Origin of the sequence: Hallella multisaccharivorax DSM 17128 (genome assembly GCF_000218235.1) — a bacterium.
Lineage (GTDB): Bacteria > Bacteroidota > Bacteroidia > Bacteroidales > Bacteroidaceae > Prevotella > Prevotella multisaccharivorax.
Genome location: NZ_GL945017.1, coordinates 1,592,923 through 1,606,938, shown reverse-complemented (window position 1 = coordinate 1,606,938; position 14,016 = coordinate 1,592,923). Strand labels below are relative to the sequence as shown.

General features: G+C 45.6%; 15 protein-coding genes and 2 pseudogenes. 8 read left to right on the top strand and 9 right to left on the bottom strand.

Translation table 11 applies throughout. The features are described from left to right. Positions 1-55: 55 nt before the first annotated feature. The 5 genes from PREMU_RS14135 to PREMU_RS15605 all read right to left on the bottom strand — a co-directional run bounded on the left by PREMU_RS14135 (position 56) and on the right by PREMU_RS15605 (position 3,028). The gene (locus tag PREMU_RS14135; RefSeq protein WP_262502472.1) at positions 56-631 is read right to left on the bottom strand and encodes an IS66 family transposase; all 576 of its coding nucleotides are present in this window, start codon (positions 629-631) and stop codon (positions 56-58) included. A 176-nt stretch (positions 632-807) separates the two neighbouring features. Next, complete coding sequence (locus PREMU_RS14125) at positions 808-1,098, bottom strand: hypothetical protein (protein ID WP_244863873.1); 291 nt, start codon at positions 1,096-1,098, stop codon at positions 808-810. 267 nt (positions 1,099-1,365) lie between these two features. Further along, a complete protein-coding gene (locus PREMU_RS06945) occupies positions 1,366-1,680 on the bottom strand; it encodes a hypothetical protein (protein ID WP_156803976.1) in 315 nt (104 codons plus the stop codon). A 192-nt stretch (positions 1,681-1,872) separates the two neighbouring features. Beyond that, positions 1,873-2,301, bottom strand: coding sequence for an Hsp20/alpha crystallin family protein (locus tag PREMU_RS06940; RefSeq protein ID WP_007574163.1), 429 nt, complete (start codon positions 2,299-2,301; stop codon positions 1,873-1,875). Positions 2,302-2,866: 565 nt separating this feature from the next. After that, positions 2,867-3,028 carry an IS110 family transposase gene (locus PREMU_RS15605; RefSeq protein ID WP_223918567.1) on the bottom strand — a complete coding sequence of 54 codons (162 nt, stop codon included), beginning with the start codon at positions 3,026-3,028 and terminating at the stop codon, positions 2,867-2,869. A gap of 834 nt (positions 3,029-3,862) precedes the next feature. Between PREMU_RS15605 and PREMU_RS06930 the strand changes: the two genes are divergently transcribed. Together PREMU_RS06930 and PREMU_RS14975 are read left to right on the top strand one after the other, a co-directional pair. Next, a complete protein-coding gene (locus PREMU_RS06930) occupies positions 3,863-6,238 on the top strand; it encodes an outer membrane beta-barrel family protein (RefSeq protein ID WP_007574162.1) in 2,376 nt (791 codons plus the stop codon). A 43-nt stretch (positions 6,239-6,281) separates the two neighbouring features. Beyond that, a complete protein-coding gene (locus tag PREMU_RS14975) occupies positions 6,282-6,887 on the top strand; it encodes a hypothetical protein (protein WP_156803975.1) in 606 nt (201 codons plus the stop codon). Here the strand turns inward: PREMU_RS14975 and PREMU_RS06920 are convergent. Continuing rightward, positions 6,797-7,555, bottom strand: a pseudogene (locus PREMU_RS06920) (IS1595 family transposase); the annotation flags it as partial. The gene PREMU_RS14975 and the pseudogene PREMU_RS06920 overlap by 91 nt on opposite strands. Positions 7,556-7,666: 111 nt before the next feature. Between PREMU_RS06920 and PREMU_RS06915 the strand changes: the two are divergent. Continuing rightward, positions 7,667-8,092, top strand: coding sequence for a hypothetical protein (locus PREMU_RS06915; RefSeq protein WP_007574160.1), 426 nt, complete (start codon positions 7,667-7,669; stop codon positions 8,090-8,092). A 19-nt stretch (positions 8,093-8,111) separates the two neighbouring features. Here PREMU_RS06915 and PREMU_RS06910 read toward each other — a convergent pair whose 3' ends face one another. Then, complete coding sequence (locus PREMU_RS06910; protein WP_007574158.1) at positions 8,112-8,585, bottom strand: GAF domain-containing protein; 474 nt, start codon at positions 8,583-8,585, stop codon at positions 8,112-8,114. A gap of 113 nt (positions 8,586-8,698) precedes the next feature. Here PREMU_RS06910 and PREMU_RS06905 point away from each other — a divergent pair, with 113 nt between their 5' ends. The 3 genes from PREMU_RS06905 to PREMU_RS06895 all read left to right on the top strand — a co-directional run bounded on the left by PREMU_RS06905 (position 8,699) and on the right by PREMU_RS06895 (position 11,887). Then, positions 8,699-9,016, top strand: a complete 318-nt coding sequence (locus tag PREMU_RS06905; protein WP_007574156.1) for a heavy metal-binding domain-containing protein — start codon at positions 8,699-8,701, stop codon at positions 9,014-9,016. A 90-nt stretch (positions 9,017-9,106) separates the two neighbouring features. Continuing rightward, entirely contained in the window at positions 9,107-11,302 is a 2,196-nt protein-coding gene (recD2, locus tag PREMU_RS06900) for an SF1B family DNA helicase RecD2 (protein WP_007574154.1), read from the top strand. Between the two features lie 132 nt (positions 11,303-11,434). Beyond that, positions 11,435-11,887, top strand: a complete 453-nt coding sequence (locus PREMU_RS06895) for a hypothetical protein (RefSeq protein ID WP_007574151.1) — start codon at positions 11,435-11,437, stop codon at positions 11,885-11,887. Here PREMU_RS06895 and PREMU_RS06890 read toward each other — a convergent pair. Continuing rightward, positions 11,849-12,798: pseudogene (locus PREMU_RS06890) on the bottom strand (IS30 family transposase). The gene PREMU_RS06895 and the pseudogene PREMU_RS06890 overlap by 39 nt on opposite strands. Before the next feature lie 409 nt (positions 12,799-13,207). Here PREMU_RS06890 and PREMU_RS14120 point away from each other — a divergent pair. Together PREMU_RS14120 and PREMU_RS06880 are read left to right on the top strand one after the other, a co-directional pair. Then, positions 13,208-13,660: an ISAon1 family transposase N-terminal region protein gene (locus PREMU_RS14120; RefSeq protein ID WP_007574149.1), complete on the top strand. Its 453-nt coding sequence runs from the start codon at positions 13,208-13,210 to the stop codon at positions 13,658-13,660. Further along, the gene (locus tag PREMU_RS06880; RefSeq protein WP_040558098.1) at positions 13,638-13,910 is read left to right on the top strand and encodes a hypothetical protein; all 273 of its coding nucleotides are present in this window, start codon (positions 13,638-13,640) and stop codon (positions 13,908-13,910) included. The genes PREMU_RS14120 and PREMU_RS06880 overlap by 23 nt, the downstream gene beginning before the upstream one ends. Here PREMU_RS06880 and PREMU_RS15235 read toward each other — a convergent pair. Then, the coding region (locus PREMU_RS15235) for a transposase (protein ID WP_174262884.1) at positions 13,899-14,016 on the bottom strand (118 nt) is incomplete at its 5' end. The genes PREMU_RS06880 and PREMU_RS15235 overlap by 12 nt on opposite strands.

Genomic DNA, 14,016 nt, shown 5'->3' with positions numbered 1-14,016 from the left:
TATGCGTAGGCCTAAAAAAGATAAAGCCCGTGGCTATTAACCATGGGCTTACTATCTAACTTTTCTTCTTCCACTTGTCAGGCAATAGATCTCTGTATTGTTCTATTGGTGTTTTCGGTTTCATGCGGGCAACTTTGTCTATAACGTCAGCAAAATACTCGGAGGTATCAATGCCGTTTAACAGGCATGACAAGGTAAGCGAGTAGAACATAGCTTCCCGCTCTGCACTCTCGTTAGTAATAATAAAGAACAGGGAGTTGCGCCTTGACTTTGAGACATACCTGTTCTGCTGCTCACAGAGATTGTTGTCCAGGGCAGTGTCTCCACGAGTGAAAATGCCTTCCATGGCTTTCCATTCGCTATCCAGATAATGTACGGCTTTATAAAAATCGTCTTTTGGCGGAAGCACTTCATCGGGAAGGGAAAGAAAACGATCAAGCTTCTCTCTTATTTCTCTGAGTATCGGTGGAGCGTATTCCTGTCTCCATCTGAGATTGTCCTCAACAGTCCAGTTTCTGTCATTCTTATGCAAGTGCTCTTTTCTGTAGAACTTGTTGAGTGGATTTCCTATGCTTCTTGCTGCCTTGTTCTTTTCACCGCAGTCATTGAACTTCCTCTTTATATGCTGCAGACAGGCTATTCAGAATATATCCCTGTACTCGTCAGTCTCCGTCTTCTTGTATGCGGAGTAGCCGTCAGACTGTACATATCCATGATAGTCGGCAGTTCGTCAAGGATGATCTTCTCTGGCCTCGATCCGCCCTCATAGATAAAATAAGACAGTCTCAAAGCTGAGCTGGCAGCAAGTCACAGGTGGCCCTTTCTTGATCCCCGCACAGCGGAAGCGTCATTCATACCTGTTTCCTGAGCTGAATCATTCTTATCCATATCCTTCCTATTAGCAAGGTCCTCGCCTGAGGCCTCCTTGTCAGAGTTTTCGTCTTTCATATCTGTTTTCTTCTCAGACAATATCCTATGATATGTCCCGTCTATATTGAGATAATCGGACTGACGAACGGCGATTCGGAGAGCCTTATAGAGACTCTCCGGTATTCTGACAGTCTTCCTGAACAGTCCGTCTGCTGTCTTCCTGTTCATATTGAAACCATCTTCCCGCAGCATGCAGCAGATGCTCTCTATACCGTCATGCCATAGCCGAAACGCATCCGCATAAGGAAGGATATTGCAGAAGACTCATATGAAGAATTGAGAAACAGAGTCCCGGGAGCCTTTCCACGATACATATGTTTTTTCTGCTTGTACAGGGGAGCACGATAGAGGACCATTTCCATAAATCTTCTATGATAACGGTATCTCTTGCTCTCAAGATATGCATTTGGTTGCCGTTCTGATCTGCGCCTCCTGTCAGTTTGGCCAAAGTAACATTGAGGTCCGGATCATCGGGTGTGACATCATAGATATCCTTGTGTGTGCTGCGTTCTCTGGGTGTGTGTCTCTCTTAGCCCTGTTGTTGCCGCGTGCCTTAGTTGCAGCAGCACGGGCAGCCTCCAGCGTCTTTCTGTCCTCTTCAGATGGCTTCAGCTGCCGTTTCTCAGACTTATTGCTGATAATCTTTGAAAGGCCTTTGTTTATATTCTCAGCTTTTGTCAGATTAGCATTTCTGGCATCTATGGCCTCATGGAGGGAATGTGCCTTTTTCTTTAGAGGAAAGATGAACATAAGTTGTTCCAAATTGTGGTGCATGATGAATTATTTTCCATTTCCTTCGCATACAAACAAAAAACCGGCGCAGTCATCATGACAATGACCACACCGGCATAGGAGATTTATATTGAATCGACAATAGCAAAAAGAGGACTGCCCTCCTGATGAGAACAGCCCCCGAATATCACTGAGCCAACCGCAAGGCGGTCACACCACTTCAATACGTTTGGTCTCTTTCTCCACCTTGGCAGTGCGAGGAAGCGTTACATGAAGCACACCATTATCAACCTTTGCTTCGATTTTGTCTTTCTCAACATCGTCGGGTAGCGTGAGAGCCTGCTCGTAGTTGCTGTATGAGAACTCACGGCGCAGGTAGTGCTCCTTTTTGTTCTCATCCTTCTTGTCACTCTTGTGCTCCATCCTGATGGTGAGGCAACCGTCCTTGTCGACGTTCACCTTGAAGTCATCCTTGGTGGTGCCCGGAGCAGCAACCTCTACCTCGTAGCTCTTTTCTGTTTCCTTGACATTGATAGCAGGTGCCGTGACATTCATACGCGGCATCCAACTTGTGTTGAACATATCGTCGAAATCATTGCTCAACCAATTGTTCATGTCTCTTAAAACTGGATACAACATAATGCAAACCTCCTGATTATATTTTAATTAAATATTTACTTTCTGTACGTCCATCGTCCTTAGGATTCCTTTCGTCGTCCCTCGTCCGACTTCCGAACTTCATTTGTATTCATACAATATGTATGCCGGATCGCACAGTTGTTTCGGGTGTGTCGAATTTGGCTGATTTTGGCAGCAAGACTTAAAAATTTTCAACATTACTGCCATCATTGGCACGATTTGTCATAGGGAAGACTTCTGCAACAGGAGCATTTACCTGGGGGTAGCTGTCGCCTGTATTTGACTCATCTTGTCAATGTTAAGTTGATATTTTTGGGGGTCGGTTACGCTTTCAAATTCACAGATTTTGTCTATGACGGACTTGTAACCTTTGCTGTCCGTGTTGGAACGTAGTTACTCAACCGGATGTTGCACCGCTGTACGACGGCATCGAGCTTGGCTAGTTTGCGTACGATCTCATCGTCAAGATCGCAGCTGCGCCTGTCATACTGGCGCGCAGCTGCTGGATGCGTTTCGGCGGGACGAAACTACCACGGACAAGTTCCTTCATCATGCATTCCGCTATCTACAGAGTATCCTTGACATCACTCTTGTGGCTGGGAAGTTGTTTGATGAAATAAGGGTTGCTGAGCTTCAACCTGAGATGCGGCTCCAGCATCCGCCATATGGGAATCCAATAGACACTTGTGCTTTCCATGCCAACCTCCTCGGCATGATGTGTGCGCATCAAATCACATATTTCTTGTAGCTGGAAGGTTAAAACACCAAAAATTTTCTTAATAATTTCGCCTGTACTGCTCAAAATACAAAGATAAATGCTATCTTTGCGCATGTCAAGGTCGCATACGATTCTTATAAGCCTACATTTTGAGGATTAAAATACCTCTCCAATATAATATAAATTGTGCCACGAGCACGTGTTTAGGACAAGGAATCTATGCTGGCCTTGACATTTTTCCATCACAGGGGGAACCGTTCAGGAATTTATTTTCGGTTTTTTTATTCGTACTGGCTTATAAATCACAGTTTTTATGTAAATTTGCTGCAGATATTGTAACCTCAACCCTCTACAACTATGGCGAAACAACAGAAGAACGAAGTGTGCAACAAGAACAAAGGGTACCTACTTCTCGGAACGCTTTAAGAGGCTTGCTGCAGGACGGGGAAAGAAACGCGCGCTGGTAGCAATCGCGGCGGAAATGCTCAAGGTCATCTGTCACATGCTCAAGGACGGCACCACGTATCAGGAGCAGATAAAGAAACTCACCGGAGAGGATTCTCCCGGTAAGGAAAGCGCATAGAGGCGCACGAATCCTAAGGCCGATTTTTACTGGGACACCAAGCCCGAGAATGAAACTGGCCTGAACGACTGAGAGGCAAAGATTGTTGCTCAGAGCACGCGAATGAAATTTCCTGTTTTCCGGTCGTTTTAAAACCATAAAAGCCTTCCGATAGCCGCAGACAGCATTATGCAGCCTGCTAATTCTCTTGTTGTGTCAAATCAAATAAGTTAAATCCGAATGCCCGATTTATCGGGTGTTCACAATAGAATCATTTTCGAATGAAACTCATATTATTGTCGTTAATTATACAAAGCTTCATAGGATATGTTGCAACGTATGACAAATATGTATGCATTTCAAATAATGACACACATGCTTACAATATCACAAAATGTCCAGAAGATACGTTGACAGGATTAATTCTTGATGATAATCGTAATCCTGTGCCATTCGCCTCCATCTCACTGCTGTCAAAAATAGACTTCTCTCTCATTACTGGTGGAGTGAGTGATGAAAAAGGTCGATTTACCATTTCGTGTCCTCACGTTCCGTTGGTTGCTAAAATCAGTTGCATCGGATACAAAACAATGGAATTGTCTATAACCGCAAAAAATATAGATACCATTCGTATGTCGGCAGATGTCCACCTTTTGAACGATATCACCATTGTTGGACATCACAAATACATTTCTAGAGAAAACGGCAAACTTACGCTCAACATTCAAAACTCTAACTTGCAAAACATCGGCAAGGCTTCCGATGTCATCAAGTACGTTCCAGGAATGCTTTATACTAATGGTAAATACGAGGTGTTCGGAAAGGGTGAACCTATGATTTATATCGATGGCAGAAAGGTGGCAAACGTTTCTGAACTTTCGATGATCTCCTCTTCCAATGTGAAGTCTGTCCAACTTATCACTAATCCTGGGGCAGAATACGACGCAGACATAAGGAGTGTCATAGCCATCAATACCATACGCCATAAGTTCGATGGGCTTTCAGGCATAGCCCGTGCGGAACTTTCAAGGCACAAGAATTGGTCTCATAATGAGGACATCAACCTCAACATACACAGAGGTGCAATGGATTTCTTTCTTGCCTATCAGTATGACAATGCGAGAAGCGACATCCGCTATGACATCGACCAAACCAATTACGAGCAAGACGTTTTCCATGAGGTTTCTGCTTCGGAATACTCCGACCGTTCTCGTTCCCGTGACTACAGTGTGGGCATGAACTATGCTGTCAGCAAGAACCACACCATTGGTGGCAAATACATGGGGACCATCTCCAACTACAAATTGCTTGATTCTCCATACGACTATATGGTGACTTATAAGAATAACAAACTTTTGACTTCGACGGACAACAAGACCAATGAGTCGGAAAAGGAAAGGTTCCATAATGTCAATGTTTATTACATCGGCAAGCTGTCAGACAAGTTGCAGCTTAATTTGGATGCTGACTATGTGTATTCCCAATTGAAGCATCAGCAACAAGTAACCGAGACAAGTAAAACGGATGCAACTTCGGAAATCACACACATGCAAAACGACCAAAGAAATCGTGCAGTAGCATTCAAAGGTGTGTTTGCTTGGAACATAAACGAAAAACATGGACTTGACTTCGGTACGGATTTCAGTAAAATCTCGTCATGGGGAACTTCCGTGAACGTAGAAGGGAAGATTGCCGACGACCAATTCAAGAACAAGGAAACCAAGTATGCAGGATCTGTATCTTATCACTTTTCAACAGAGAAATGGAGAGGAGGTCTTGGGCTTCGCTATGAGTATGTGCATGCCATCAACACCGACCAAGGAGAAGTAAAGAATAAAACAAATTACTCGGACTTATTGCCTTCTTTCTCGCTTTTCACTTCTCTCGGCAAAGTAGATTTGAACCTCGATTTCAGTAGTAGGGTGAATCGCCCTTCGTTCCGACAGTTGAATAACAGCGTGAGTTACAACAACCAATACCACTACGAGCAAGGCAACATTTACTTGAAGCCGCAATATGTATATGACACGGAACTTAGTATGAATTATCGCATCTTCGACTTCAAGTTAGACTATCAGTATATCAAAGACTATATCCATCCTACAGTTATGGCGATTTCTAGCAAATCAGGAACCGTTTCTTGGATGTCAACCAATGCCAAGGACTTCCAACAATTAGGTGCACAATGTATAGTCTCACCTGTCTTCGGCTGTTGGCATCCAACTTTGACTGTAGGTGTCTATAAGCCATTTTTTTTATTGACATATAATGGGGAGCAAATGGATTATAATCATCCATACGGTCTGTTGGCTCTTCAAAACATGTTGGAGTTAAAACGCGATTGGCTCTTCCGTATTGATTTTTATTGGAACATCAAAGGACATCATGGCATCTATGAGCAAAATAGCCATGCTACTTTCAATATGATGATTCAAAAACAACTGCTCAATAAGAAACTGACTATTACACTGAAAGCTGAGGACTTGTTTGATTGGTCGAAATTGAATGATGTGAAGAAAGTAAATTTCGTGGTACAAAACAGAATGGTAAACAACTTCAATCGTTGCCTTATCGCCTCCATTAGCTATAACTTCAACAGCTTCAAGGATAGGTACAGCGGCAGTGGTTCAGCGGATGATGAGATAAATCGCTTTTAGTATACTATACCCCAATTTTAGACAACGTTTAACTTCTATCTAAATGTCAAACCGCGAGATCAGCCGTACCCTTGGTATGGACCGCAAGACTATCAGGAAGTATATACACCTGGCAGACAACGATCCGCTGGGCCTTGACGGGCTGCTTAAGCTTGACGATCCGGTACTTGAGAGACGTTATACCGGAGGCAATGCAGCATACAGCGGGAAGCGGTTCCGGGATCTCTCAGGACATTTGGAGTACATCGTCAAGGAACTGCACAAGACCGGTGTAACTTTGTATCTTCTTTGGGAAGAGTACAGGAAGGATTACCCCAACGGCTACAGCTACACTCAGTTCTGCTATCATGTAGGGCAGCATCTCAAAGCACATCATCTTTCGTATGTGCTGACAGAGAATCGTGAGGGCGGAAGGGAGATATTTTTTGACTTTACCGGTCAGAAGCTCAGTTATGTTGACCGTGATACGGGTGAGGTCCATCAGTGTGAGGTCTTTGTAGCAAGTCTTCCTGCATCTGATTACGGCTATGCGATAGCCGTTCCTTCACAGACCATAGACCATGGAAGCACCTTGCCGACCATCATCTTGTCCCTCATCTTATATGCTTTATGCTTAGCGACAATTTTGTTCGCTGTAAGTGCCGCGTAAGACTTCGTGGCATCTGTGGTAGCATTAGCCCCGGCATCTATGGAATTCTTTATTTTGTCTTCCTCCGTAGCCGCCTTCAAGTCCGGTATGACTTCCATCTTGATATGACCGACCCGTTTCCCGGTGCTGTACTTTTTCTTTGGTGTGTTTGTGGGAACAGAACTTTCCGCCATGACAAGCACGGCTGTCTTCCGTTGGCTTCCATGTCCACGCTTGAGAGGATGCCATTTTTCACTGTCAGGCGTCTCCGTGGAGAAGAATCCTTCATCAAGTTCCACTTGGTCAAACAGTCTGTAGAGACTGTCACGCTTACCCATCACGTCACGCAGCTTATGCATCATCATTTCCCACATGGGTTGGTAGCGTTTCCTTCCAAGCTGGCGCTGTACCTCCAAAGCGGATATGGCCCGCTTCGTACTTACTATCAGAAACATTGCCACGAACCAATCGAAAATTGGCAGATTACTGCCTTGCATCACTGTGCCAGAACGGAGGGTAACCTCATGACCGCAATCCATACATGTCCAAGACTTATGGCTCGGATTCCAACTGAGGTGCAAACCGCCACATTCCGGACAATAAAGAGTATGGCATTCACGAAATTCCTTAAGAGCATGCTCGCAAGCTTCCTCATCAGGATAAACTTCATAGAAATCCGTCAAATTCATAATCATTCCTTTCCAATAGTCAAACATAAGCCCGCAATTTTTATACTAAGGATTGTCCAGGCTGTATAAACTTTGCTAATTTGGATGATTGCGGATATTCATAAAAAAAATATGATGTTCAAAGCATCTACATATTACGTTTGGCTAGGGGCAAGCTGCGACTACGCCCATAAGGAACGTGTAAGTAGCGGCACCTATCGTGCCGAAATTAATGGTAAGCTCATCGACTGTTTTGTCTGTACCGATGACTATACCACCGAGTTCCGCATGCTGCTCACTGCCATGATCCATGCCATGGAGACTTTGCCAGCTTCCTCCGATATCGTATTTATGACAAACGTAGCTTATCTTCAGAACTTCAACAGAGAGCCAACGTCCGAGACTGCCAATGCAGACTTAATCAGCCGATGCCATGAACTAATCCCACGACATGCGACTGTATCGGTGAAGATTGTCCCTTACCACAAATACCCAATACTCGCAGAGCTCCATCAGCAGACACATCAGGCGATGGATGACTATAGAAAGAGCCGTTAGCGTGAAAAAAAAATCTCTATCAGAATAATTCGTTTACAATCCCAGCAACTTTCTCAAGTCCTTCCTTGTCCTCCTCACTGAATGTATTCAACTCGGTACTGTCAACATCCAATACAGCTACGACCTCATCATTCTTCTTGATCGGCACTACTATCTCTGATTGAGATTTCGAAGAACAAGCGATGTGGCCGGGGAATTGCTCAACGTCAGGAACAACGATCGTCTCAGCCTTCTCCCATGCAGTACCGCATCCGCCCTTGCCTTTGTTGATGGTGTAACAGGCGACGGGTCCTTGGAATGGTCCGAGATCCAGTTGACCATTCCTTACAATGTAGAAGCCAACCCAGAAAAAATATGGCAGCGTGTCATGAAGCAAAGCAGTTACGTTAGCCAGTGCTCCAGCCTGATTGTCAATGCCATCAATCATGGACTTAACTTGAGGAATTACCTCTGCATAGAGTTGTTTCTTCTGTATATTGTTCGGGTTGCTCATACTTTCACGCTAATTTTTCGACAAAGATACAAAAATCTATTGGATGACATCGATTTGTCAAAAGAAATAATTAAATTTGTGGGCATCAAACCATCACATAAAACAGAAAAGTTATGATACTATCCACAACACCGACTATTGAAGGTCACCCTATTCTTGAGTACAAAGGCATCGTTACCGGTGAAACGATCATTGGAGCAAACGCCCTACGGGATTTTGCGGCGGGGTTGCGGGATTTCTTTGGCGGTCGTTCAGGCAGCTACGAGAAAGTACTGCGCGAGGCAAAAGACACAGCTCTCAGTGAAATGCAGGATCGTGCCAGTCAGCTGGGTGCCAACGTCATCGTTGGTATTGATATCGACTATGAGACCGTCGGTCAAAGTGGTTCTATGCTCATGGTTGCAGTCAGTGGTACCGCAGTTATCATCTAATTGGTGAATTCAAATTTTGTCCTGTTAATTATGTTACCCATTAAAAAGACAAAATCATAGGTTAGCTTTGAGAAAAGAAGTGTAAACACAATGAGCAAGCTTCGTGCAGTCATAGAACGCATTACCTATCAGAGTGCCGAGAATGGTTACAGCATCCTGAAGGCTAACGTGAAGGGATACAACGAACTTGTCACGCTCGTCGGCAACATGCCCGAAGTAATCGTCGGCACGGTGATGGTGGCTGAAGGCGAATGGAAAGTCAACAAGCGGTATGGCTCCCAGTTCGTTGTCAGTACCTATGAGGAAGCCATGCCCGCCACGGAGTTCGGCATCGAGAAGTACCTCGGCAGTGGACTCGTCAAAGGTATCGGTCCAAAGTACGCCAAACTCATTGTCTCAACTTTTGGTCTCGATACATTCGATATCATTGAGAAGGAGCCGAAGAAGCTCAGCGATGTGCCGGGCATTGGTCCGAAACGAATCAAGAAGATCCACGACTCCTGGATGAAGCAGCTCGACGTGAAGGAAGTGATGGTGTTTCTTCAAGGCAACGGGGTGAGCACTGCCTACGCTGCAAAGATCTACAAGGCTTACGGCAAGGATAGCATCAAGAAAGTGCAGGACAATCCCTACTGTCTTGCCGACGACATCTGGGGTATCGGCTTCAAGACGGCTGATAGCATTACGGAGAAGATGGGCTACACGAAGAACGACCCGCGCCGTTGCAAAAGCGGCATTGCCTATACGCTCAACCAATTGTCCAAAGAAGGTCATGTCTATGCCGAGCGTAACCAACTGCTCGATGCCGGAGTTCAACTCCTCGGTGCTGACAAGGACTCTATCGAACAGGTCCTTGACAAGATGATCGCCTCTGAAGATCTGAAAATCGAAGGCGGAGCCATCTATCTGTCCCCACTCTACTACAGTGAAGTGGGTGTAGCCAACAAACTGAGACTGCTGATGCAGGACAACTCCAAGACGCTCTTCCAAAAAGAGCCCGACATCAAGGAGATTCAGAAACGTACGGGCATCACCTACGATGACTTACAGACAGAGGCCATCCGCCAGGCAGTGAAGTCAAAGGTCATGGTGTTGACCGGTGGTCCTGGTACAGGCAAGACAACGGTTACCCAAGGCATCATCGCAGCTTGGCAAACCATGGGCTTGGAGATTCTCTGTGCTGCGCCTACCGGCCGTGCTGCCAAACGAATGACGGAGGCAACAGGCATGGAATCGAAAACCATCCATCGCCTTCTCGGCTTCAACCCGTCCGAAGGCTATAAGTACAATGAGGACAATCCCCTTGAAGGTGACGCGTTGATTGTCGACGAAAGCTCGATGATCGATATTGTACTGATGAACTCTCTTCTCAAGGCCCTTCCACAAGGCATGCGCTTGTTGCTCGTCGGTGATGTAGACCAGTTGCCATCTGTAGGACCGGGCAATGTTCTGCGTGATATCATCTCTTCTAATGTCGTCCCCGTTGTACGTCTTACCCGCATCTTCCGTCAGGCTCAGACAAGCCGAATCATCATGAATGCCCACGCTATCAACAAAGGCCGCTTCCCCGATATCAGCAACGGCAGGCAGTCCGACTTCTTCTTTATGGAATCTGAAGATCCGGAGCAAATAGCATCCACCATCGTCAGCCTCGTAAAGTCCCGCCTTCCCCAAGCCTATCATGTGCCTCCGACAAGCATCCAAGTCCTAACGCCGATGCAGCGTTCAGTCATCGGGGCCAGTAACCTCAACATCTCCATTCAGCAGGCAGTCAACCCTGTAGGTGAAGGCCTGCAGCGTGGCGGTTACATGTTCCGCAAGAACGACCGTGTCATGCAACTCAAGAATGACTATCAGAAGGAAGTGTTCAACGGTGACATGGGTATTGTCACGCTCGTCAACATGGAAGACCGGACGTTGACTGTAGATTTCGATGGCAAGTCTGTTGAATACGAGTCCTCAGAACTCGATGAGCTCAGCTTATCCTATGCTACGACTATACACAAGAGTCAGGGCTCGGAATATCCCATCGTCATCATTCCCGTCCACTTCACCAACTATGTCATGCTCCAGCGTAACCTCATCTACACGGCCGTGACACGAGCCAAGAAGATCTGCATTCTCATCGGTACCCGCAAAGCGTTATGGTATGCCGTCAACCACAATACCGTCACCCAGCGTAACACCCTCCTCAAGGAACGGCTGCAAGGAAAGATCGTAGCAGTTTATCAGCAGAAGGACGATGAAGAGAATCTTGAGATGGCAGCAGAAGAGACTAGCAAATAAGGTGGTTCTTTGTCTTGTGCTATGGAACAGACGTTTTATAGGGATTTCCCGTATCTTTTAGGGTATTTCCTTTACAATTCTTAATTATTTTCACTAATTTTACATCAGAGTAATAACTATAACGACCCAACGATGAAAAAAGTTCTCTTATTCGCAGCCGCTGCTATTGCTATCCATGCAAACGCTCAAATCGATTTCGGTGATACTCCTCAGATCAAGAAGGAGACAAAGCCTATTGTTTACGACGCTAAACACAATATTGACCTCCAAAACAACAATGGGGACTATAACCTCGCTCATCTGGTCGGACAGACGGTTACGTATCTTGGTATCAATGACAAGACGGACTTCTATACCAATGATCCGGCAGCTACAAACTCAGAAGAATCCTACTGGCCATACAAAGATCTGCAAGCTTCTACAATGAAGTTAAAGTCATTCCGTGTGGTGGATGCAGGTCTTGATGTTTTCTGTCTCTTTGAATCTGGAAAGACAGACTCCATCTTCGCTTCTGGCGACCTAAAGAGTCAACCAGCAAGTGCAATATTACACATAATATTTGTAAAACTCCTGCTTTGGTGTTGAAAAGTTCAATTTTTCCCTTGGTCTTCTGTTGATTTTGGCCTGTATCATCTTAATTCTTTTGTCTGTGACGGTACTTATATCCGTCTCTTTTGGAATATATTGTCTGATGAGCTTGTTGGTGTTCTCTACAGCCCCTTTCTGCCAAGAAGAGTATGCGTCCGTGAAATAGATATCCAGTCCCAACTTCCGTGCCATCCACTCATGTTCGGCAAACTCACTTCCGTTGTCCGTAGTGATGGTCTTGAGATGCTCTCCCTTGTATGGCATGAGCAGCCTCCATACGGTCTTTGCCAGCGGCATGGCCTTCTTGCCATGCTTGAGTTTCTCCATGATGAGGAAGTTCGTGCTGCGTTCTATCATCGTGAGGATGGCGTTGCCGTCCTTGTCGACAATCAGGTCCATCTCCCAGTCCCCGAACCTCCTGCCGTCTGCCTCCTTCGGACGTTCGTGTATGCTTACCCTGTTTCTGATACTCGGCGCCTTGGTTTACATGCCTGTGAGAGGGACTGCGGTGATACTTCATCTTATGGCGGCAGTTGGCGGCAAGTGTCCCACCCGTATCGTTGCGGATCATCTTGTAAATGGTTTCGTGGGAGATCTTCACACCCTCCTTGCCCAGGTAGCCGGATATCTGCTTGGGGGACCATTGCTCTCCGGTGATGAGCTCACGCACGCGCCAGAGGAGCAACCGGCTCACGGAACGATTGCCCGGAGCACGGTGCATGCGTTCTTGGGAAAGGGCATCGGCCTTGTCCCAGACATACTTGCCGTTCTTTGTCGCATTGCGTTTCAGCTCACGACTTACGGTTGATTCACTGACCCCTATCAGCCGGGCAATTGCTTTATTGGTCTGTTCTTTGTTTTCCCAGGTAGATTGCGTACCTTTGCTCACGGGTTAAGTGCTTGTACATAGGCAATACAAAAGTAATTTAATCCTTGGGAGACAGCGGTCTCCTTTTTGTCTTTTTTGCATTGTCGGTTGTTTTTTATTCCTCCGTGTCGGATGTGGCCAACCTTGTCGCTTCGCGCCAAGAACGTCCGAATCCGACACGGAGGTCAACTCTTACAATCACCCATTAATAAGATATTGCACTTCTATCTTGAATGTTTACGGTGCATTACGACACAAGTATGACTTTGGAGAATGACGACTGGACGGACAATGTCGGCACAGTCTCCGGCTCTCGTCTATGCCTGTTGTTTGAAACACCGCACTATGGAAAGATCTTGGCGCATATGCAAAGTTCCGTGGAAGGACTACCTAAAAAATCTTGAATACCCTGTACATGAAAAGGTAAAGTTTAGTACCTTTGCACCATCATGACACATACAGAAGATAAGGAGTTAAAGCTATACAAGTTCTTTGCCGATTTCTTTTTGCCGGCAGGGATGCCTGATTATTTTGAGTTAGAGAGAATGGTAGAAAGTTCCCCCTCAAGGGAAACTATTGCCAAGGGTGCAGAGTATTCCAGCATACTTGACATTTACCTGAAGGAGCTTGACAACCGTGACGAGTCCCAGCAAGACTTACAGATGAACGGCTACACCGAGTACACAACAATAGAAGACTTTCCCACACGCGACAGAAAGGTTCGTCTCCATATACGCCACAGAAGATGGCTTGATAAGGACGGCAAAAGTATTATCATAAGCGCATATCGCATTAAAGAAGACGGTTCCCGCTACTCACCGGAGTTTGCGGCTTTTTTAAAAGAAGCGCATGGACTCGACACCAGTCACGGCGAGAAGCTTGGGGAGAACGTACTACGTTAACGGCGACAATCTCGGGCGGATCTATAAGAACCATCTGAGCGGTTACGCGGATGACAAACATAAGGAACTGTACATAAAATGGGCTCTCAACATTAAAAACATGGGCATTCACCTTGGCATAGATGAGACAAAAATCGGGCGCAATGTCTATACGATACTCATCAACAAGGATGCGCATGGCCATGCGGGAACCATCATTGCTTATAGCGTAAGTACACAAATAAAAACGGTTCTTCCGTTAAATGCGTAGACGCCTATCATGCAATGCATATAGTCTTAGGGTAAAGTATTCATCATTTCTAAACCCATAAATCTGTCTTTTCAGCACTTTAATCTTATTGTTGATTCCCTCTATT